This is a genomic window from Cellvibrio sp. KY-GH-1, assembly GCF_008806975.1.
Lineage (GTDB): Bacteria > Pseudomonadota > Gammaproteobacteria > Pseudomonadales > Cellvibrionaceae > Cellvibrio.
The window spans coordinates 689,290-709,003 of record NZ_CP031728.1; the positions used below are offsets into that span (position 1 = coordinate 689,290).

The 19,714-nt window shown below is 47.1% G+C and carries 19 protein-coding genes and 2 tRNA genes; 16 read left to right on the plus strand and 5 right to left on the minus strand.

Features of this window, described 5'->3' with window-relative positions; all coding sequences use genetic code 11:
* The first annotated feature begins 22 nt into the window (after window positions 1-22).
* The 4 genes from D0C16_RS02780 to D0C16_RS02795 are packed head-to-tail and all read left to right on the plus strand — an operon-like array spanning window position 23 to window position 3,293.
* Window positions 23-835: a DUF1365 domain-containing protein gene (locus D0C16_RS02780; RefSeq protein WP_151030909.1), complete on the plus strand. Its 813-nt coding sequence runs from the start codon at window positions 23-25 to the stop codon at window positions 833-835.
* Entirely contained in the window at window positions 798-2,063 is a 1,266-nt protein-coding gene (locus D0C16_RS02785; RefSeq protein ID WP_151030910.1) for a cyclopropane-fatty-acyl-phospholipid synthase family protein, read from the plus strand. The genes D0C16_RS02780 and D0C16_RS02785 overlap by 38 nt, the downstream gene beginning before the upstream one ends.
* Window positions 2,063-2,590, plus strand: coding sequence for a DUF2878 domain-containing protein (locus D0C16_RS02790; RefSeq protein ID WP_151030911.1), 528 nt, complete (start codon window positions 2,063-2,065; stop codon window positions 2,588-2,590). Before D0C16_RS02785 ends, D0C16_RS02790 begins: the two co-directional genes overlap by 1 nt.
* Entirely contained in the window at window positions 2,565-3,293 is a 729-nt protein-coding gene (locus tag D0C16_RS02795; RefSeq protein WP_225318883.1) for a hypothetical protein, read from the plus strand. Before D0C16_RS02790 ends, D0C16_RS02795 begins: the two co-directional genes overlap by 26 nt.
* 56 nt (window positions 3,294-3,349) lie before the next feature.
* Here the strand turns inward: D0C16_RS02795 and D0C16_RS02800 are convergent, their stop codons facing one another.
* From D0C16_RS02800 to D0C16_RS02810, 3 genes are all read right to left on the minus strand, one after another.
* Window positions 3,350-4,150, minus strand: a complete 801-nt coding sequence (locus D0C16_RS02800) for a sulfurtransferase (RefSeq protein ID WP_151030912.1) — start codon at window positions 4,148-4,150, stop codon at window positions 3,350-3,352.
* Window positions 4,151-4,263: 113 nt separating this feature from the next.
* A complete protein-coding gene (locus D0C16_RS02805) occupies window positions 4,264-4,569 on the minus strand; it encodes an EscU/YscU/HrcU family type III secretion system export apparatus switch protein (protein ID WP_151030913.1) in 306 nt (101 codons plus the stop codon).
* Window positions 4,570-4,576: 7 nt separating this feature from the next.
* A complete protein-coding gene (locus tag D0C16_RS02810; protein WP_151030914.1) occupies window positions 4,577-6,439 on the minus strand; it encodes a flagellar hook-length control protein FliK in 1,863 nt (620 codons plus the stop codon).
* A 243-nt stretch (window positions 6,440-6,682) separates the two neighbouring features.
* Between D0C16_RS02810 and ccmA the strand changes: the two genes are divergently transcribed.
* The 8 genes from ccmA (at window position 6,683) to D0C16_RS23955 (ending at window position 12,379) form a co-directional block, all read left to right on the plus strand.
* On the plus strand, window positions 6,683-7,405 hold the full coding sequence (gene ccmA / locus D0C16_RS02815; protein ID WP_151030915.1) for a cytochrome c biogenesis heme-transporting ATPase CcmA: 723 nt from the start codon (window positions 6,683-6,685) through the stop codon (window positions 7,403-7,405).
* Entirely contained in the window at window positions 7,398-8,096 is a 699-nt protein-coding gene (gene ccmB / locus D0C16_RS02820; RefSeq protein ID WP_151030916.1) for a heme exporter protein CcmB, read from the plus strand. The genes ccmA and ccmB overlap by 8 nt, the downstream gene beginning before the upstream one ends.
* A gap of 41 nt (window positions 8,097-8,137) precedes the next feature.
* Complete coding sequence (locus tag D0C16_RS02825) at window positions 8,138-8,881, plus strand: heme ABC transporter permease (protein ID WP_151030917.1); 744 nt, start codon at window positions 8,138-8,140, stop codon at window positions 8,879-8,881.
* Window positions 8,882-8,893: 12 nt separating this feature from the next.
* Window positions 8,894-9,097, plus strand: coding sequence for a heme exporter protein CcmD (ccmD, locus tag D0C16_RS02830; protein WP_151030918.1), 204 nt, complete (start codon window positions 8,894-8,896; stop codon window positions 9,095-9,097).
* Window positions 9,098-9,124: 27 nt separating this feature from the next.
* Window positions 9,125-9,589: a cytochrome c maturation protein CcmE gene (gene ccmE / locus D0C16_RS02835; RefSeq protein ID WP_151030919.1), complete on the plus strand. Its 465-nt coding sequence runs from the start codon at window positions 9,125-9,127 to the stop codon at window positions 9,587-9,589.
* A gap of 10 nt (window positions 9,590-9,599) precedes the next feature.
* On the plus strand, window positions 9,600-11,588 hold the full coding sequence (locus D0C16_RS02840) for a heme lyase CcmF/NrfE family subunit (protein ID WP_191968710.1): 1,989 nt from the start codon (window positions 9,600-9,602) through the stop codon (window positions 11,586-11,588).
* Entirely contained in the window at window positions 11,581-12,126 is a 546-nt protein-coding gene (locus D0C16_RS02845; RefSeq protein ID WP_151030921.1) for a DsbE family thiol:disulfide interchange protein, read from the plus strand. Before D0C16_RS02840 ends, D0C16_RS02845 begins: the two co-directional genes overlap by 8 nt.
* Before the next feature lie 109 nt (window positions 12,127-12,235).
* Complete coding sequence (locus tag D0C16_RS23955) at window positions 12,236-12,379, plus strand: hypothetical protein (RefSeq protein WP_191968630.1); 144 nt, start codon at window positions 12,236-12,238, stop codon at window positions 12,377-12,379.
* Window positions 12,380-12,450: 71 nt separating this feature from the next.
* Here the strand turns inward: D0C16_RS23955 and D0C16_RS02850 are convergent.
* Both D0C16_RS02850 and D0C16_RS02855 read right to left on the minus strand, forming a co-directional pair.
* Window positions 12,451-12,527: transfer RNA gene (locus D0C16_RS02850), tRNA-Asp, on the minus strand.
* Between the two features lie 38 nt (window positions 12,528-12,565).
* A tRNA-Val gene (locus D0C16_RS02855) sits at window positions 12,566-12,641 on the minus strand.
* Window positions 12,642-12,868: 227 nt separating this feature from the next.
* Between D0C16_RS02855 and D0C16_RS02860 the strand changes: the two genes are divergently transcribed.
* The 4 genes from D0C16_RS02860 to zipA all read left to right on the plus strand — a co-directional run bounded on the left by D0C16_RS02860 (window position 12,869) and on the right by zipA (window position 19,661).
* Entirely contained in the window at window positions 12,869-13,375 is a 507-nt protein-coding gene (locus D0C16_RS02860) for a cytochrome c-type biogenesis protein (protein WP_151030922.1), read from the plus strand.
* Window positions 13,372-14,652, plus strand: coding sequence for a c-type cytochrome biogenesis protein CcmI (gene ccmI, locus D0C16_RS02865; protein ID WP_151030923.1), 1,281 nt, complete (start codon window positions 13,372-13,374; stop codon window positions 14,650-14,652). Before D0C16_RS02860 ends, ccmI begins: the two co-directional genes overlap by 4 nt.
* Window positions 14,653-14,935: 283 nt before the next feature.
* Window positions 14,936-18,445 (plus strand): chromosome segregation protein SMC, encoded by a 3,510-nt coding sequence (gene smc, locus D0C16_RS02870; RefSeq protein WP_151030924.1) that lies wholly within the window; start codon window positions 14,936-14,938, stop codon window positions 18,443-18,445.
* Between the two features lie 28 nt (window positions 18,446-18,473).
* Window positions 18,474-19,661, plus strand: coding sequence for a cell division protein ZipA (zipA, locus tag D0C16_RS02875; protein WP_225318884.1), 1,188 nt, complete (start codon window positions 18,474-18,476; stop codon window positions 19,659-19,661).
* Window positions 19,662-19,714: the final 53 nt, after the last annotated feature.

Sequence of the window (19,714 nt, forward strand, 5' to 3'; positions counted from 1 at the left end):
ATAAATTTTTCTGCGGTGAGTTATGCACAGTGCGATTTATAAAGGCATCCTAAAGCACCGTCGCTTCATTCCCAAGCGTCATGAATTTAGTTATTCATCGACGCTGTTTTACATAGATCTGGATGAGCTGCCCCATCTATTTGACAAAGTGACAGGCTGGTCACTGGAATCAATGAATTTTGGGAGTTTTCGTCGTAGTGATTATTTGGGAAATCCGGAGCTTCCGTTAGTTGATGAAGTACGGGGAAAAGCCCGGGAGTTGGCCGGATATTGTCCAGATGGAGCGGTGCGCATGCTGACGAATCTGCGCATTCTGGGGGTTTGTTTTAATCCGGTAACGTTTTATTACCTGTTCAATCGTGGTCAAACGCATCCTGAATTAATTTTGGCGCAAGTCAATAATACCCCCTGGAATGAACGACACGTTTACGTCGTGCAGTGCAACAGTCAGACAGGCAAAACGGATTGCACTTTCGCTAAAACTTTTCATGTCTCGCCATTTAACCCTCTTGCGATGGAGTATCGATGGGTGAGTACCAGTCCTGCGGAAAATATTCTCGTGCATATGGAAAATCATACGGCAAATCCCGGTCAAGGAAACGACTCTTTGCATATGGATGCTACTCTCAGTTTAAAGCGCTACGAATGGTCCGCTAGCGCGCTTCGCAAAATTCTCTGGTCGCAGCCTTGGGCTGCGATAAAAGTTCCTTTCGCTATTTATTGGCAGGCTCTGAAACTATTAGTTAAACGGGCGCCTGTTTACGACCACATTGATTTAAAAACAACGGGGGAAAACCGTGAAGACTTCCAGCATCGCACTCCTACCCAGCCATAGAGCCTCGTCGCTGAGTCGTAGCCAGGTAATGGCACGGCGCTTGTTGATGAAATTATTTTCCCGCTTGCAATGGGGTTGTTTACGTATTCACGAGCAGGGTGAGTTGTATCAGTTTGGTCAATCGCCAGAAAAGACGGATTTGATCGCAGATATCTATGTACACGACGCTCAGCTTTACTGTGAAGTAGCCTTTTCTGGTTCTATCGGATCAGGGGAAGCCTATATGAGCGGTTATTGGTCTACGCCTAATCTCACAGCAGTGATGCGGCTATTCGTTCGTAATCTGGATGCGTTGGATGCAATGGATTCGCAGCAGTCGCGCCTGGGTAAATGGGTTTTGAAACTATTCCACTGGTTCAATCGCAATACTCGCGAGGGTTCTCGCAACAATATCTCTGCCCACTATGATCTGGGGAACGAATTTTTTAAGCTGTTTCTTGATAAGAGCATGATGTATTCCGCTGCTATATACCCTCGTCCTGATGCATCTTTGGCTGAGGCCGCAGAGTTTAAATTGCAGCGAGTGTGCGAAAAACTGCAATTGAATGAGCAGGACCATTTGCTGGAAATAGGTACTGGCTGGGGTGGTTTGGCAATTCATGCAGCAACTCATTATGGCTGCAAAGTAACTACCACAACAATCTCCAAAGAACAGCGTGATTTTGCAACAGCACAAATTAATGCGCTTGGCCTTGAAGATAAAATTACTGTTCTGTTTGATGATTATCGCGATTTGCAGGGCCAGTTTTCCAAACTGGTTTCTATCGAAATGATAGAGGCGGTTGGTCATGAACATTACGACCAATACTTTTCGATTTGTTCCAGGTTACTTGCGCCGAATGGTTTGATGCTTATACAGGCAATCACAATAGCCGACCAGCGTTATGAGCAGGCGAGGCAGACGGTAGATTTTATCCAGCGCTATATTTTCCCGGGGGGTTGCTTGCCGTCTATTGCGGTGATTGCTGATTCCGTCAAACGAAACACTACTATGAATATTCTCCAGATTGAAGATATTGGTGAGCATTATGCACAAACGCTCAAGCATTGGAGAGAAGCATTTAATGGGAGCTTGGAGCAGGTAAGGGCACAAGGGTTTGATGAGCGCTTTATTCGCATGTGGGAGTTCTACCTGTGCTACTGCGAAGGGGGGTTTATCGAGCGCAGCATAGGTACCGCTCAAATAGTGTTTGCTAAATCGGGTTACCGTAGCGGGTACTTTCAATAATGCAGCGAGCATTGGTTTTTATCCTGGCCAATGCTGCCCTGTTTCAAATTGGCTGGTTTGTTTGTGTATTACTGGGAAGTTTTTCAGCCGCTTTGTTTACCTGCTCATTATTGATAATGCATTTTTATTTCAGTCCGATCCGCATCCGTGATGCGATCTCGGTAGTCGTTGCAGTGATTTTAGGTATTGTCCACGATGTAAGCCTTATGCAACTAGGACTGGTTGAATTTACTGAATCATCCGCATTCCCTCCATTATGGTTAAACTGCCTGTGGGTTTTGTTTGCTATAACCCTCAATCACTCTATGCTGTGGCTTTATAAGCGCTGGTTACTGGCATCCCTGGTGGGCGGTATCGCAGGTCCGTTGACGTATTTAGCTGGCGTACAGCTTTCATCTGCACAATGGTCTAGCTCCTTGGTCGAAGTTGTTCCTATAATAGTCGGCTTATGGCTATTGATATTGCCGTTGCATCGTCTGCTTTGTTTGAGGGTTGAGCGTTATGTTTATGAATTTCATTCGATTTAATCCAGTAATTTTTACATTGCTAATGCTGCCCGGAATTGCAGCTGCACAAGACAATTACGTTGTTGCGGGCAGTGCCTATAGTTTGGAAAACAATCAGTTGTTGTATCGCGAGTTATACACGGCGCTAGATGAAAATAAATCTGCTCGAGTTGATTACGTTTCCCCCGAGGGAAAAACGTTCGCAACGAAAACCCTTGTTTACCAAGGCGAGCCGTTCCAACCGAGCTTTAATTTTCAAGACTCTCGCGATAATGAGGTTGTCTCTGCTCAGTTTGAAGGTGCGCGGCTGGTCTTAACTCATGGTATAGACGGTTCGCAAAATCAAAAAAGCATTATGGACAATGCCAATATGGTGATTGATGCAGGGTTTGATTCGTACATCCAATTAAATTGGGATAAATTGGTAGCGGGAAAGCGCCTTAAATTCGATTTTGCGTTGCCCAATCGTTTGAGTAGCGTGCAATTGGAGGTTCGGCAGATCAAGCCCGCAGAGTCACCCATCTATGACAAAGATTATGGCCGTGATTGGATTTACTTTCGCATCTCTCCGGCAAAAAAATTCTTGTCCTTGTTTGCCGATCCAATCAACCTTGCGTATGACCCAAAAGGGAAGTATTTGATGCGGTTCCATGGGCGCTCAAATCTGGATGATGATCAGGGCGCGCCGGTAGATGTGCGGATTGAATATGAATATTTGAACTGATAAATAAAAACGGGCACGCAAGTGCCCGTTTTTATATTGTGTCGGACAAATCTAAATCATGCTTGCTCATAGGAGCACCAATCGCTCCAACTTCCAGGGTAAAGTTTCGCATCTAATCCGCTTAATTCCAGCGATAACAAATTTACACAGGCGGTGACGCCGGAGCCGCAATACACTAGAAGGCTTTTATCGTTCGGCAATTCTTTCCAGCGTGCTTGTTGTTCATTGACGGGTTTAATAAAACCCTGCTCGTTGGTGGCTTCTTGCCAGAAATAATTTATTGCACCAGGAATATGGCCAGCCACGGGATCTATAGGTTCCTCTTCACCGCGATAGCGTTTGGCTTCGCGCGAATCAATTAATAGTAATTTCCCGTCGTCTTTCAATATATCGTCACGACTGAGTATCTGGTCGGCGCGGATACTAGCTTTGAAATTTCCATTTTTTATCCCGGGTTCGCGTCTGTCCAATTGATTTCCTGCGTTGTTCCATGCGCTGAAACCGCCATCTAAAATAAGGATATGAGTATGGCCCAAGTACCGTAATAACCACCAGGCACGTGCGGCGTAAGCCATACGTGAATCATCATATACCACGATTTGCGTATGTTGATGAACACCACAATCACGCATTTTTTTTGCGAAGACTTCGGTATCGGGCAATGGGTGGCGGCCGCCATGTTGTGCTACTGGCGAGGATAAATCTTTTTCCAAATCCAGATAATAGGCGCCGGGAATATGGCCGCTACGGTATTGTTCATAGCCTTGGGATTTATTGCCCAGATTAAAGCGGCAATCAAAAACCACCACTTTGCCCAGTTGGTTTTGCAGTTCTGCAACAGAAATAAAATGAGACATTGTTATATAGGAGGGTCGTCAAAATAGTGACGCCATAATCGCACTAATAGCCTGGTCTGTGAAGGGTGAAAACTGAACGTATCGTGTATTTTTTGTGGTTTTCTGTGAGTGGATTACCGGAAGCTTGCATTAGCGTTATTATTTTCCGGTGCTTTCCCTTCCAGTTGGTAAGCGAAAGCAATGATGTAGGCAACGGCAATGTAGAGGTTTTCAGGAATTTCATCACCCAGTTCCAACGTAACCAGTAGATCAACCAGTCCGGGGTTATCGCATAAGGGAACATCATGTTCGCGCGCTATGGCTATGATTTGCTCCGCCACTTGGCCCGTACCTTTCGCACTGACATGAGGCGCATTCTTGCCGTCGTAATAAAGTGCAACGGCTTTTTGCAATTGATTGGAGGAAAACTGGTTGGTCATCGTGGCCTCAGGTTTTTATATCTACCAGGGAATAACCCAGCATCATTTTGGGCTTTGGAGGTAAGCCGGGAACGCATTGCATATGTGTAACCTTGATACCTTGTTGCTCCAGGTGTTGCTTGAGTTCATCCATTTTTGTTTTGGCTTCTGCCAGTGTGTTTTCTTGCTCTGCCCAAAATTTAGCGCTGAGATTATCGCCGAGCAATCCTAGTTGTGCATAAAATTTCCCCACTATCGGCAAATCAAAATTGAGCATCACATTCCATTGCCGAACCCGGGTGGAAGCGGGCGATTCTGATTCCTGCTGCTCTTCAATCCATTGCTGTTCAATATGGATCTGTAATGGATGAACATCTTGCCCGTGGCGCACCGGCAGTTCAAATTGCCATGACTGATTGGGCTGGGCGACGTCTGGTTGACTGAGTTGTTGGTTAACCGTGTGTATTTGCTGCAACTGAATTTTGGCAATGCTGCCAAGTGTGTATTGATGCATCAATAATATCAGTTGCGTGCGGAGCTGTTTTTGGTTGAGTTCGCCTTGCTGTTTGCTCATTAACAACCCAAGGAGTTGCGGCAAGGCATTGAGCAGATTATTTTTGGTTGTGTCTGTTGGGTTTAGTGGTGATGCACCTGCGCTACTAATTTCTGTATCCAGTTGATGTAATAAAGACAACAAGCTGCCTTTTAAGTCTTGGGCAATTATTTTATCAATATTCAACGTGCTGTTATTGCTGCTATTGGTGTTGCTCAATAGAGGTATTGATTTGCTTGTAGTTAACAGTGAATTGGTTGGATTTAGCAGCTTATTGGCAGCGGTCGGGGTGCTTTTGGAAGCTGTGTTGACCGCAGTTGTATTGGTGTTTGTCACGCCGGTTGTCGCAGTTGTTGAGGCTTGTGATTGAGTTGTCGCGGTTGATAATAGTTGTGCCAGTTTATTTTCAAATCCTTGTCCATTGTTGGTTAGCGCCATCGCCAGCAGTTTTGGATTCTGTAGCTGTTCACTGAGGCGAATATGGTTGGCAAGTGTTTTTAGCGCATCTTGTATTTGGTTGGGGAGCCACTCTTTCCGTTGCGCAATGGGTAGTTGCTGAATAAATTGGGCAATTTTTGGCAAGGTGCTTACCAAATCCTGTCCGGAATCTTTCCGTGGTAAGAGTGTGCGTAAGCTGTTGCTAATGGCAGTGCGAGCTTGTTCGTTGATTGAGGATTTTTGTTCAGTTGTGGTGTTTTCGCTCAGTAACGAACTTAAGTTCAGTTTCGCAATTTGTGCAATCAGGTCTTTTGTAAGCGGTAAACCCAGGTTGGTGGAATTGGATGGGTTGTTGGTGTTCCCCGTGTTTGCAGGGGGCGATATGTTAATTCCTTGAGTTTGTAATACGCGAATCAGTGTTTCTACCTGTGTCTGACTCAATGGTTGCAATAGTTGCAGGCGCGAACCTTCAGCAATTTGTAGCAACAGGGTTTGGCCAGTTTGCAGTGGAAGGTTGGTGTAAGTGAGTAAATTCTGTAATGTCGGGTTGCTGCTCATCGCTGTTGATGTTGCAGTTCCCGTCATCAATTGCGGGGTCACATTTAAGCTGGCAAGTTTTATGGCTGGTTCTTGCAGGAGTTTTTTTTGTTCAGTTAATTGGTTGATTAAAGCTTGGGTTGCAGGTGCTGAAGAGTTTTTGTTGAGTTGGGCCAAGGTTGCATCGATTGTTTTAATAATCTCTTCGCGCTGGGCCGGCGTAGCTTGGTTGATTTTTTGTACTTGCGCCAGAAATTGGCTGCCGATCTTTAGCCCCAGAGTTTTACTAATCAGGGTAACTTGTTCAATTTGTGCTCGCTGGATAGTGTGCAGAAGCTTTTCATTGATGGAACCCAAGTCCATAAGTCGCGCTCTCAAAGCTCATTTAAATCGTGGTAGTGTGATGAAAATCGTAAATGGGGATGCGTTGCCGGCAATTTCGTCGTTATAATCGCGCTCATATAGTGCAGCCGTGCAATCGGTCCCTTGGCAAACCCGGTAATCTCTGGCTCCAATCCGGTAAAGAGTATAGCGGCTGCCGGAATTATTTCTGTATTCAGGTTTGCAGGCCTGAAGTTGTTCGGTATTCCTAGGCCCATAATAACTATGAGTTCCCCCAATATTCCCTTGCTTGAATTGCGTAATCTCGGCTGCGAACGGGACGAGCGGTTGTTATTTTCAGGTTTGAATTTGCAACTTGGTACCGGAGATGTAGTGCAGATTGGCGGCCCCAATGGTGCCGGTAAAACGACATTACTACGTGCATTGGCGGGAATTAGCGGAGATTATCAGGGCCAGATCCTTTACGCTGGCCAAGCCTTGCCTGAGGCCGGCTGGGATTTTTCCCGTGACCGACTTTATCTTGGCCACTTACCTGGTATCAAGAAATCCCTCACTCCTTCTGAAAACCTCGCCTGGTACCTCGCCCAGACAGGAGCGCGAATCAGTATCGATGAAGCCTTGGCTGCAGTCGGCTTATATGGTTATGAGGACACACCTTGCTACCAGCTTTCTGCGGGGCAATTGCGTCGTGTGGCTTTGGCTCGGTTGCATTTGACGGAAGCACGCGTCTGGATTCTTGATGAGCCTTTTACCGCTATTGATAAGTTAGGTGTTAGCCAGTTGGAAGCCTTGATTGCCCGGCAGTCAGCGCAGGGTGGGGTGGTGATACTCACTTCCCACCAGGATTTAACTCTGCCGCAGTTGCGTCTGGTGAATTTACAAGACTATCGCCCGGGATCTGCAAAAAATTCAGCTGCACATCAAACCAAAACAGAATTAAATGGTCAGAGTGGCGCACCGGTCGGAGCAGGGGTGGGGCATGGCTGATCAATCTGCTACTACCTCAGTGTTGAGCGGTTTCCTGGCTAGCATTCGTCGCGATCTATTGGTCGCTGCGCGCCACAAGGCAGAGCTGACCAATCCGTTAGTGTTTTTCTTAATCGCGGTGACCCTGATTCCGTTAGGTGTCAGTCCGGAAAAATCAGTGTTGGTGTTGCTGGCGCCGGGCATAGTATGGGTGATGGCGCTGTTGGCCACGCTTTTGTCTCTGGATGGTTTGTTTCGCAGTGATTATGAAGATGGTTCACTGGAGCAAATGCTGATCAGCCCGCAATCGCTCTATTTTACGGTGATGGCCAAAATTCTCGTGCATTGGTTGGTATCTGGCCTGCCAGTAACCTTGATGGCGCCCGTTCTTGGGTTGATGTTGCATTTGCCGGGCGATGGCTTCCTGCCGTTGCTGACTTCTCTTGCACTGGGAACGGCGTCTATGAGTTTAATCGGCGCCGTAGGTGCTGCACTTACGGTATCCTTGCGCAAGGGCGGGCTATTGCTCTCACTGATCGTGATGCCGCTGTATATCCCGGTGTTAATTTTCGGTGCCAGCGCGGTGCAAAGCGCTATTCAGGGTGGAGCAATTGGCATGCAGCTGGCAGTTCTCGGTGCGTTCCTCGCCCTCGCTATAGTGCTTGCACCAATTGCAGCACTGGGTGCGCTTAAAATCAGTAGTAATGGATAACTCATAATAACGACAAACGACACATTTGAAGGTAGGCAACTATGGCATGGCAGTGGTTTCACCGTTTAGGTTCTCCCCGCTGGTTCTATGAAAAAACAAGCCCCTGGCTTCCCTGGCTTACTGTAATCAGTATTGCGCTTATTGTTACCGCTGCCGTGTGGGGGTTGGCTTTTGCTCCGGCGGATTACAAGCAAGGCAACAGCTATCGCATCATTTATATTCATGTTCCCGCTGCGTTTCTTGCTCTGGCTGGGTATTACATCATGGCGATTTCTGGCGCAGTTGGCCTTATCTGGAAAATGAAATTGCCGTTTATGGTAATGAAGTCGGCCGCTCCTATTGGTGCAATTCTTACGTTTATTTCTTTGGTAACTGGATCTATCTGGGGTAAACCAACCTGGGGTACATGGTGGGAATGGGATGCGCGCATCACCTCTATGTTAATTTTGTTTTTCCTCTACTTGGGCATGATTGCGCTCCAGCAGGCTTATCAGCACCGCGACACTGCCGATAAATCCAGCGCGGTATTGGCTTTGGTGGGCATGGTAAACATCCCGATCATTTATAAGTCGGTTGATTGGTGGAATACGCTGCATCAACCAGCCACTATCAAGTTCACCAGCAAATCCACCATTGACCCTTCCATGCTCTACCCATTATTAATCATGGTGATTGGCTTTTACTGCTTCTATGCCCTGGTGCTGCTGTTGTATACCCGCGTGGAAATTTTGCGACGCGAGAACCGCACTCAATGGGTTAACGATCTGATTGCGAATAACAAGTAAAAGGGCATAACGATGAAATTTCAATTTGAAACCTTTGCTGATTTTATTGCTATGAATGGCCACGGCCCATTTGTGTGGGCGGCCTATGGTATTACCTTTGCGGCGTTGATTTTTTTATTGTTTAGCCCGGTGCTGCAAAAAAAGGCATTTATCAAACAGCAACAAAAGTTGCAGAAATTAGCCCAGGTTAATCCCGATGGACAGGGTGTTGATTAATTATTTAATTTTATAGAGACCCAAACCATGCATCCGGTTCGTAAGCAGCGTTTAATGATTGTTGTTTTTATTGTGGTGTTTTCCAGTATTGCGGTGGGTCTTATGGCCTATGCCCTGCGCGAAAATATCAATTTGTTTTATCCACCCAGTAAAATTGCGGCGGGCGATGTTCCGCACAATACACGCATTCGTGCTGGCGGTTGTGTTAAGCCCGGCAGTGTTCAACGCTCCGACACGTCATTGGAAATCCACTTTCTGATTACGGATGGCATGGCTGATGTAAAAGTAAATTTCAACGGGATTTTGCCTGATTTATTCGCTGAGGGTGAGGCCGCTGTAATTAATGGTGTAGTGACGGAATCTGGTGAAATAAATGCCAGCGAGGTGCTCGCCAAACATGATGAAAACTACACGCCGCCTGAAGTTGCTGACGCCATGAAGGATAAGGGCGAGCATCAAAAAACCTGTGAGGGATTGAAGTATGGCGCTTGATCTGATTCAACTGGCTCCTGAGCTTGGCCAGTTCTCATTAATTCTCTCCTTGTGCTTGAGTGCTGCTCTGTTTGTCCTTCCGCTTAGCGGTACTTATCTCGGCAGTACACTGTTAATGCAATCTGCCCGCTCATTGGCGACCGGTTTCTTTATTTTTGTCGCCTTTTCTTTTTGCTGTTTGGTTTATTCATTTATTCATGATGACTTTTCGGTGAAATATGTTGCGTCCAACTCCAATTCACTGTTGCCGGTGTATTACAAAATTAGTGCCGTTTGGGGGGGGCACGAAGGTTCACTGTTGCTATGGATTTTAATGTTGTCTGGTTGGACATTTGCGGTAGCTATTTTTAGCAAGTCGTTGCCTCTGGATATGCAAGCGCGAGTGTTATCTATTCTGGGATTTGTAGCCGTTGGTTTCTTGCTGTTCATTTTATTAACTTCCAATCCCTTTGACCGCATATTACCGATTCCACCGCAAGACGGTGGCGATTTGAATCCGTTGTTGCAAGATATTGGTTTAATTATCCACCCGCCCGTGCTTTACATGGGTTATGTGGGCTTTAGTGTGAGCTTTGCATTTGCAATTGCAGCCTTGTTAACCGGCCGTTTGGATAGTGCATGGGCTCGTTGGTCTCGTCCCTGGGCAACAATGGCTTGGGGTTTTTTGTCAGTGGGTATTGCGTTGGGCAGCTGGTGGGCGTACTACGAGTTGGGTTGGGGTGGCTGGTGGTTTTGGGATCCGGTAGAAAATGCGTCCTTCTTGCCTTGGTTAATTGGCACAGCGCTAATTCACTCCTTGGCAGTGACTGAAAAGCGCAGCCTTTTTAAAAGCTGGACAATTCTGTTGGCGATCTTTACGTTTTCGTTGAGTTTGTTGGGGACATTTCTGGTGCGCTCCGGGGTATTAACCTCGGTTCACGCATTCGCCAATGATCCTGAGCGCGGTGTTTTTGTGTTGGGTTTTTTACTGGTTGTGGTGGGCGCATCATTAACGCTCTATGCGTTGCGTGCGCCAGTAGTGAAAGGTTCGACCGGTTTCGACTGGTTTTCCCGCGAGACATTATTGCTGGGTAATAATATTTTGCTCACCATTATTATGATCATGGTGTTGTTGGGCACTTTGTATCCGTTAATTGCCGATGCCCTGAATCTTGGAAAAATATCCGTAGGCCCTCCTTACTTTAATTTGTTTTTCCTGCCGTTGATGGGATTGTTGTGTCTGTTGATGGCGTTAGGCCCGATATCGAACTGGAAACGCACTTCGGGTAAACAATTTTTGCAGGTCTTATGGAAACCCTGGGTAATTAGCCTGGCGATTGGGTTAGCATTTCCATTTTTTTACCGCGATAAGTATGAAATTCTGGCGGCGTTGACAGTGTTTATCGCGAGTTGGATTTTTGTTGCGCTGTTTGCTGATCTTCTGTATCGCTTGCGCAATGCAGAGACGATTTTTTCTGGCCTGAAAAAACTTAGCTTGAGTTATTACGCTATGGTAATTGCTCACGCGGGCATCGCAGTAACTACCGTCGGCGTTGGTCTCACCAGTATCTACACCGAACAGCGCGATATTCGAATGGAAGTAGGGCAGCACGTTGAGGTAATTGATTACGAATTTGTGCTGGAAAAGCTGGAACATATCGAAGGCCCCAACTATCAAGCCGAGCAGGCGCTGATTAAAGTCATGCAAGGCGGAAAATTTCTGCGCGAAATGAAACCGCAAAAACGTCGCTATATTGCCACTGGCAGCACCATGACCGAAGTTGCTTTGGATGTAAGCTTGTTCCGTGATCTGTACGTTGCTATGGGTGAGCCGTTAACGGAAACAGCCTGGGCAATGCGTGTGCATTTAAAACCATTTGTCCGCTGGATTTGGTTGGGAGCATTGATGATGGCGTTTGGCGCTGTGCTAGCTGTAGCCGATAAACGCTATCGTAAAGTAATTAAGGTAGACCAACAGGCATCGACAGAAGTGCCTAAAGGAACGTTAATCAATGAATAAGCAACGGTTATTGTTATTTATTCCGCTGGTAATTTTTGCAGTTTTGGTGGTGCTGTTTTGGCGGGGGCTCTCGCTGGACCCGAGTGAGATGCCTTCTGCGTTGCTGGATAAGCCTGTTCCCAATTTTGAACTTGCCGTGGTGCCTGCGGAGGAAAACCCGGCTGGCTTATCAAAAGCGAACCAGGAAATGGTGCGGGGCAAGGCGGGATTGTTAAATGTCTGGGCTACTTGGTGTCTCCCTTGTAAACAAGAGCATCCATACCTCAATATTCTCAAATCGCAAGGAGTACCTATCTATGGTGTTAATTATAAGGACAATGCTGAGGATGCGCAGCGGTGGCTAGCTGAGTTGCATAATCCTTATGTGTTTTCTGTGTTGGATGACGATGGTCGCTTGGCATTAAACCTTGGTGTATTTGGATATCCAGAAACTTATGTGATCGATAAGCAGGGCGTTATTCGCTATAAACATATTGGTATCGTGAACGAAAAAAATTGGAATGAAACTATCAAGCCAATCTACGAAAGTCTTAAGTAGCGCTCACTAGCCAGGCTTAGCTATTCAAGTGGGGGATTTGATGCATATCAAATCCCTTTTTTTGTCTCCGCGTACACTGAAATTATTGTAGGTAAATGCGGAGGTAAATATGTATTTGGATTTCGTAGTGGTGCTGGGGTTGATAATTGTTGCGCTAACTTGTGCGATGATTTCGTATGTTGGTGTTTATGCTTACAAACATATAAAGGCTGATATTGCTTCTCACCCAGAAGAAGCGACCAAAAAAATGTAGGTTTGCGTGGAGCTGGAAAACAGCAGGCATAAAAAAAGCCCCTAATGCGGGGCTTTTTTCATTTCTAATAGTGGCGGACCGGACGGGGCTCGAACCCGCGACCTCCGGCGTGACAGGCCGGCATTCTAACCAACTGAACTACCGGTCCGCGGCAGTCAAAAACCACAATCACCTTATGAGTAAGAGTGGTGGGCGGTACAAGACTCGAACTTGTGACCCATGCCTTGTAAGGGCATTGCTCTACCAACTGAGCTAACCGCCCAAGATTTTCGCTTTTCAACGATCACCTTGTTGGTGGCGCGTATTCTAATCATGTAAAACTATCGGTCAACCTTTTTTTAATGGTTTCGTCATTTTTTTGAAAAATATTCAAAAAATGGATGGAAAACAAACACTTGTGATTAGTTTTTGGGCTCGCAAGCAAGCATTCCTGCGATGACTCGGAGTTGTTATACTCGTCGGGAATTTTTTAGGTATCTGGAATAAGTCATGTACAAGATTCTAATAAAAGTAATTGTTGTGTCGGGCCTGTTGTTGGCTTCACACCTGAGTTCTGCGGCTATTGAAGTGCATGAATTTAAAAATGAAATTGATCGTCAGCGCTACCAAAGCTTTATCGATGAAATGCGTTGCCCAAAATGCCAAAACCAAAATTTATCCGGTTCGGATTCTCCAATCGCGTTGGATTTGCGCAACGAGCTTTATTTAATGATTGAAGAAGGTAAGTCGGATCAGCAAATTGTTGATTTTATGGTGGAGCGCTACGGAGAGTTTATTTTGTATCGCCCGCGCCTTAGTCCAGCAACAGTACTCCTATGGGCAGCACCGGTTTTACTACTGGTGTTTGGTGCGTTGTTTCTATGGTTGCTTGTGCGCAAGCGTCGCCGCTTGGCGCGAGAGGCGGAAACCGGGTTGTCTCAGCAAGAGCGCGCGCGTCTGGACGCTCTATTGAATGCTGACTCTAAAGATAAAGATAAAAAGGAGAAATCTAAATGATGTCCTTATGGTTAGGGGCGTCGCTCCTGTGTGTTATTGCGCTAGGTTTTGTTTTCTGGCCCTTGTTGTGGCAGCGTAAAGCAGTAACAGCAGCCGCACTTGTCACTGAAGTTAATGCCCGTCTCGACGAAAACATTCGCTTGTTTCGGGAGCATATTGGGGAGCTGGATACACAGTTAGCCGATGGGCGAATTGACCAGGTCCAATATGATCAATTAAAGCTGGAGCAAGAGCGGACATTGCTGGAAGACGAGGCGAGCGTGCGAGCTTCATTGCCATCGGCGGCTGGAAAGTTTGGCCTTAAAACATTGTTCGTCGTCGCCGTTGCAGTGGTGGCAGGTGCGTGGTTGCTGTACCAGCACTTGGGTAGCAGCGCAGACGTAGAAGTGCGGCAGGCGCAAGAACTGAAGCAGCAGTTGGATGCAGAGGATATCAAAGCAGGGCGTAATCCTGATCCGGTCCGTACACGTGAAGTCAATCGCTTGATCGAGGCTCGTCTGGCTGATGTTCCGGATCATCTGCAGTATTGGTTTTTTCTTGCACGCAACTACATGGAGTTGAATGAGTTCGATAAGGCCGTCGGTGCTTATCAGCAAGTGCTGGAGCGCGATAAAGAATCGCCAATGGTAATGGCGGAGCTGGCTCAAGCAATGTTTCTGCGCGATGGTCGCAAAACTAACCCTGCTATTAACGATCTCGTAGCCAAGGTATTAAAGGCTGAGCCAGACAACACTATGGCGCTAGGAATGGCGGGTATTGATGCATTCAGTAAAAAGGATTACATCAATGCAATCAAGCATTGGGAGCGGGTAGTGAAGCTGGTAGGAGCTGAGTCGCCCGCGGGGCAGTCGTTGGCATCGGGTATCGAGCATGCGGCCACGCTGTTCTTTAATGACGGCGGGACTCTGGAGCAGTTGGAGGCATCGCGTAAGGGGCGTCAAATTGGTGTGATGGTTAAATTGGCTGATGGCGTGGAGGTAGGTCAGGATCAAGTGGTGTTTGTTTATGCGCGTGCCTATCAAGGCGCAAAAATGCCCTTGGCTATAGATCGAGTAAAAGTATCCGAACTTCCCCGGGTTGTGCTGTTGAATGAATCTATGGCCATGACGCCGGCGATGAGCCTGGCAGCATTTGATAAAATTGAGTTGGTGGCTCGCGTATCCAGCGATGGTACTGCTGCAGCAAAAACAGGAGATTGGGAGGGGAGTCTCGGTCCTGTGGATCTAACAGCTAGTGCGCCAGTGGTCGATATCACTATTGACCGCCAAGTGAAGTAGAGCGTCGGCACTTAATGAGTTGAGTGAAAAACATACGCTTTGTGGGCCCGTTTGGCTTTGTGTTTCACGGCGGGTGTAAAGCGTGGCGTAAATGTGTAGAATCCCGCCCTTAAATGTTTTTTACGGGGCGGGATTTTTTTTGCTAGTCTAAAAAACATTAATAAAATCAAGTGGCTAGGCGATATTGGTGCCGGCGACTAAAAAGTGAACAGGGGTTGCTTAAAGTGGGGGCGCTTTAGGTACTAAAAACCTGGTTAGATACAAATAATGGTGATGTGGAACTATGCGGTTAAAGTGCATCAAGCTGGCTGGATTTAAATCTTTCGTTGATCCGACGACGGTCAACTTTCCCAGCAATTTGTGCGCTGTTGTAGGTCCCAATGGTTGCGGAAAATCCAACATCATCGACGCAGTGCGCTGGGTAATGGGTGAGTCCTCCGCCAAAAACCTGCGTGGCGAAAACATGACTGACGTTATTTTTAACGGTTCCAGCGGTCGCAAGCCCGTCGGTCAGGCATCAATCGAATTGGTATTTGATAACTCGGATGCCACCCTCACTGGCGAATATGCCGCATTCACTGAAATCAGTATCAAACGCAAAGTGTCGCGTGATGGTGATAACAGCTATTACCTGAATGGCACCAAGTGTCGCCGTCGCGATATTACCGACATCTTTTTGGGTACTGGCCTTGGTCCGCGTAGTTACGCGATTATCGAGCAGGGCATGATCTCCAAATTGATCGAAGCCAAGCCAGAAGAGTTGCGCGTTTATATCGAAGAAGCAGCGGGAATTTCCAAATACAAAGAGCGCCGTAAAGATACCGAAAGCCGTATGCGTCGAACCCAGGAAAACCTGGAGCGTTTAACCGATATTCGCGATGAATTGGAACGCCAATTGTCGCGCTTGCAGCGTCAGGCGCAAGCAGCAGAAAAATACGCGGAATACAAAAAAGAAGAGCGTTTATTAAAGGCGCAGTTGCAGGCATTGAAATACCAGCAATTAGATGTGCAGGCGAAAGCCAAGCAAGCCGGTATTCGCGACCTTGAATTGCGTATGGAATCGTTCGTTACCGATCAGGTTAACAAAGATACCCAAATCGAAAAATATCGTACCCAGTACACTGAGTTGGGCGATAAGTTTAATGAAGTACAAGGTCGTTATTATGCGATAGGCGCAGAAATAGCGCGCCTTGAACAAAGCATCCAGCACGCGAACGAGCGTGCGCGTCAATTGCAGGTGGATCTTGATCAAACCGCGCGCGACAGCAAAGAGGCTGAAGAAAATTTAGCAATAGATACGCAAAAAGCGGAAACTTGGGAAGCTGAGTTGCTGGAGTTGGAGCCAGAACTGGATTTGATCAAAGCGGCCGAAGAAACTTCCAGTGAATCGCTCATTGATGCCGAAGAATCTATGCAGCGGTGGCAAAATGAATGGGATAGTTTTAACCAGCGCGCTTCCGAGCCGCGTCAGCGCGCAGAAGTGCAACAATCACGCATTCAGCATCTTGAGCAAGTACAGCAGCGTTTATTGCAACGCATCGAAAAATTGCGCGAAGAAAAAAATAATCTGCAAGAAGGTTCTGAAGACGAATCCATTAATCAATTGAATGAGCAATTGGCAGAAATGGATTTGGTTGCCGAAGAAAAACGCGCGCAATTAGATGTGCAATCTGAGCAACTTGATACTACTCGCAACGACAATAATCGTTTGGTGAATGAGCTAGATCAGGTGAAGAGCAAACTGCAAACCATGCGTGGTCGTCACGCCTCCTTGGAGGCCTTACAGCAAGCAGCATTGGGCGAAAAAAATAAAGCAGTTACCCAATGGTTAAATCAACAAGGTTTGAGTAGCAATACTCGCCTCGCTGAATCCGTTAGTGTGAATGATGGATGGGATAAAGCACTGGAAACCGTTTTGGGGTCCAGCTTGCAAGCGGTTTGCGCGGAAAATCTGGATTCGGTAGCAGAACTCTTGGGTGATCTTACCCAAGGTGAGTTGGTGCTGTTTGATACGGCGGCAAAAACCGCGGCAACTTCTTTCTCTAAAGCGAAATTGCTGAGTGAAAAGGTTAGTGCAGCCTGGGATGTTAGCGGTGTGCTTGCTGGGATTTATATCGTCGAAGACTTAAATGAAGCCTTGGCGCTGCGCAAACAATTGCATGCGAATGAATCAGTTATAACTCGCGATGGTATCTGGTTGAGCCCGCACTGGGTTCGGGTGACGCGCGATACAGATGCGAGCTCAGGTGTAATTGCGCGTCGCCAGGAGCTGGAAGAGCTTAATGCACAAATAGCTGATGCAGAAGAGCAAGTCGAATTATTAGCCCTGCAATTGGAAGAAGGGCGAGCTACTGTTAAACGTCTTGAGCAAGATCGCGAAATTTTGCGTCGTGAAGTGGATGAGCAAAACCGTAAATACGGCGAGTTGCGTTCACAGCTGAGTGCAAAACAGGTTCGTGTAGAGCAAATCACGATGCGTCGCGAGCGCGCTGAAAACGAAATCCGCGAGGCGCGCGAACAAATGGAACAGGAAGCGGAACATCTCTCTGAGGCGCGAATGATCCTGAGCGAAGCTATCGAGATGATGGAGCAGGATACCGAGCTGCGCGAAACTCTGTTGCAACAGCGCGATGACATTCGCACAGGTCTTGATTCTGCCCGTCAGCGCGCGCGTCACGATAAAGACAAGGCTCATGAATTGGCAATGCGTTTCCAATCGGTAAAAACGCAGTTGGATTCCATTCGTTTGGGTATCGGTCGATTGCAGGAGCAAACCGCGCGGTTACATGAGCGTCGCGAAAATTTGTTGGCCAGCATTGCTGATAATCGCGACCCCGTTGAAGAATATAAGCTTGAGCTAGAGGCGAGCCTCGCCAAGCGTTTATCCGTAGAAGCTTCATTAACAGAGGCGCGTCGTGCGTTGGAAACTGTTGAACACGAGTTGCGCAACTCCGAGCAAGCGCGCAGCCGCGCTGAGCAGGAAGTGCAAGCAGTGCGTGCGCACTTGGAACAAGAGCGCCTCGCTGCGCAAATGTTTGAAGTACAACGCGCGACTATTGTTGAACAGTTGCAGGAAGAAGAATTAAATCTGGAAGCTATTCTGGCAGAAATGCCAGAAGCGACAGAGGTGAAACCGCTTGAAGAAGAACTGGATGCGATTGCCGGGCGTGTTGCTCGCCTCGGTCCAATCAACCTTGCTGCGATTGATGAATACAAAACTGAATCCGAGCGCAAGAATTATCTCGATGCGCAAAATGCGGATTTACTTGAAGCATTAGAAACCTTGGAAAATGCCATCAAGCGTATTGACCGTGAAACTCGCACGCGTTTTAAAGAAACCTTTGATCAAGTTAATAAAAGTTTGCAAGAGCTGTTCCCCAAAGTCTTTGGTGGCGGCCATGCTTACCTTGAGTTAACAGGCGACGAGCTGCTGGATACCGGCATTACTATCATGGCGCGCCCACCGGGCAAACGTAACAGTACGATTCACTTGTTGTCCGGTGGCGAAAAAGCGCTGACCGCAATTGCATTGGTATTTTCGATTTTCCGTTTAAACCCTGCACCTTTCTGTATGCTCGATGAGGTGGATGCTCCGCTCGATGATGCCAACGTGGGCCGTTACGCGCGCATGGTGGAAGAGATGTCCGAGCACGTGCAATTTATTTATATCACCCACAATAAAAACGCGATGGAAATGGCGCACCAGTTATTAGGCGTTACCATGCATGAGCCGGGTGTTTCCCGGTTGGTAACGGTAGATGTGGATGAAGCTGCAGAATTAGCTGCAGTTTAACGTTGAATAATTATTTACGGATCACCTTATGATTAAAGATTGGGCCATCATCATAGGTACTCTTTTGATTCTGGTTATTCTTATTGACGGAATCAGACGTAAGCGCAATGAACGCTACGGCAATATTAAAGTGTCGCGCTCATTGAAAAAAAGCTTGAAGCATCATGATGACCATGATGAAGAGGCGTTAGAAGAGGCTCCCAGTTATACCAGTGAATTGCCGAATGGTGGTGCACGGGTAATTGGGCAGCGCGACCCCAGCATTCCTGTGCCGAGCATTGAGAAAAAAGCCCAGGCGAAATCGTTTATTGAGAAACGCACGCGTCAGCAGGGTGAGGCTCCGGCGGTGGAGCGCCGTGCGGCCCGCGAGCCGCAACAAACCAGTTTGAATTTGGGCGAGTCGGTACCCATGCTTATGGAGTCGGTAGAGGATGCCAAAGGGCAGCCGCTGGCCCAGCATGAACGTATTGAACCAAGCTTTTCAGCATTGCGTGATGATTTGGATGAGCGCTACGACGAGAGCGAGCAGGATTATCGAGATGACGATGCCTACGAACGTGAAGATTATGAATCTGATAGTCGCTATGAGGCATCAGACGATTATCCCGATGAAGAGTTGCAAGAAGAATCCGACGTTTACGCCGAAGCCGATGATGAGCGCGGTTACGACGAAGAGCAAGACGAAGACGATGATGAATATGATGAGCAGGATGATGAAGATGATCATAGTGCACAATCATCGCAACAAAATATCGCCGCTAAGCAACCGACAGAGCCAGAAGAAGTTTTAATTATTAACGTAATGGCTCACAAGGGGGAAATGCTTAAAGGCGCGGATTTGCTCGACATTATTTTGCGTTGCGGAATGCGTTACGGCAGCATGGATATTTTTCATCGTCACAGCGATGCGAAAGGTGATGGCGCTTTGTTGTTTAGTATGGCGAATATGGTAAAGCCCGGCACGTTTGATCTGGATGCTATGGATGATTTTGAGACTCCAGGCGTGAGTTTGTTTATGACCCTGCCAATTGATGCAGATTCCATGCAGTCGTTTGAATTGATGGTGGATACTGCTCACGCAATTGCCGAAGGTTTAAACGGTGAAATGAAAGACGAGCAACGCAGTGCAATGACTCGCCAGACGTTGGAGCACTGTCGTCAACGCATTCGTGATTTTGAGCGTATGCGTTTATTCCGCCGTCCTCCACGCAATTAAGAATTTATTTTTATCGCACACGGAGGTGCAAGTAAGTTTTTTAAAAGTCGTAA

What these genes read in the sequence shown, in the direction of transcription:
- D0C16_RS02800 (WP_151030912.1), bottom strand. Translation starts at nt 4,150, where the DNA reads ATGTCTCATTTTATTTCTGTTGCAGAACTGCAAAACCAACTGGGCAAA.
- D0C16_RS02795 (WP_225318883.1), top strand. Translation starts at nt 2,565, where the DNA reads ATGTTTATGAATTTCATTCGATTTAATCCAGTAATTTTTACATTGCTA.
- D0C16_RS02805 (WP_151030913.1), bottom strand. Translation starts at nt 4,569, where the DNA reads ATGACCAACCAGTTTTCCTCCAATCAATTGCAAAAAGCCGTTGCACTT.
- D0C16_RS02825 (WP_151030917.1), top strand. Translation starts at nt 8,138, where the DNA reads ATGGCATGGCAGTGGTTTCACCGTTTAGGTTCTCCCCGCTGGTTCTAT.
- D0C16_RS02845 (WP_151030921.1), top strand. Translation starts at nt 11,581, where the DNA reads ATGAATAAGCAACGGTTATTGTTATTTATTCCGCTGGTAATTTTTGCA.
- D0C16_RS02810 (WP_151030914.1), bottom strand. Translation starts at nt 6,439, where the DNA reads ATGGACTTGGGTTCCATCAATGAAAAGCTTCTGCACACTATCCAGCGA.
- D0C16_RS23955 (WP_191968630.1), top strand. Translation starts at nt 12,236, where the DNA reads ATGTATTTGGATTTCGTAGTGGTGCTGGGGTTGATAATTGTTGCGCTA.
- ccmD (WP_151030918.1), top strand. Translation starts at nt 8,894, where the DNA reads ATGAAATTTCAATTTGAAACCTTTGCTGATTTTATTGCTATGAATGGC.
- D0C16_RS02790 (WP_151030911.1), top strand. Translation starts at nt 2,063, where the DNA reads ATGCAGCGAGCATTGGTTTTTATCCTGGCCAATGCTGCCCTGTTTCAA.
- D0C16_RS02780 (WP_151030909.1), top strand. Translation starts at nt 23, where the DNA reads ATGCACAGTGCGATTTATAAAGGCATCCTAAAGCACCGTCGCTTCATT.
- ccmE (WP_151030919.1), top strand. Translation starts at nt 9,125, where the DNA reads ATGCATCCGGTTCGTAAGCAGCGTTTAATGATTGTTGTTTTTATTGTG.
- ccmI (WP_151030923.1), top strand. Translation starts at nt 13,372, where the DNA reads ATGATGTCCTTATGGTTAGGGGCGTCGCTCCTGTGTGTTATTGCGCTA.
- D0C16_RS02860 (WP_151030922.1), top strand. Translation starts at nt 12,869, where the DNA reads ATGTACAAGATTCTAATAAAAGTAATTGTTGTGTCGGGCCTGTTGTTG.
- zipA (WP_225318884.1), top strand. Translation starts at nt 18,474, where the DNA reads ATGATTAAAGATTGGGCCATCATCATAGGTACTCTTTTGATTCTGGTT.
- smc (WP_151030924.1), top strand. Translation starts at nt 14,936, where the DNA reads ATGCGGTTAAAGTGCATCAAGCTGGCTGGATTTAAATCTTTCGTTGAT.
- ccmB (WP_151030916.1), top strand. Translation starts at nt 7,398, where the DNA reads ATGGCTGATCAATCTGCTACTACCTCAGTGTTGAGCGGTTTCCTGGCT.
- ccmA (WP_151030915.1), top strand. Translation starts at nt 6,683, where the DNA reads ATGAGTTCCCCCAATATTCCCTTGCTTGAATTGCGTAATCTCGGCTGC.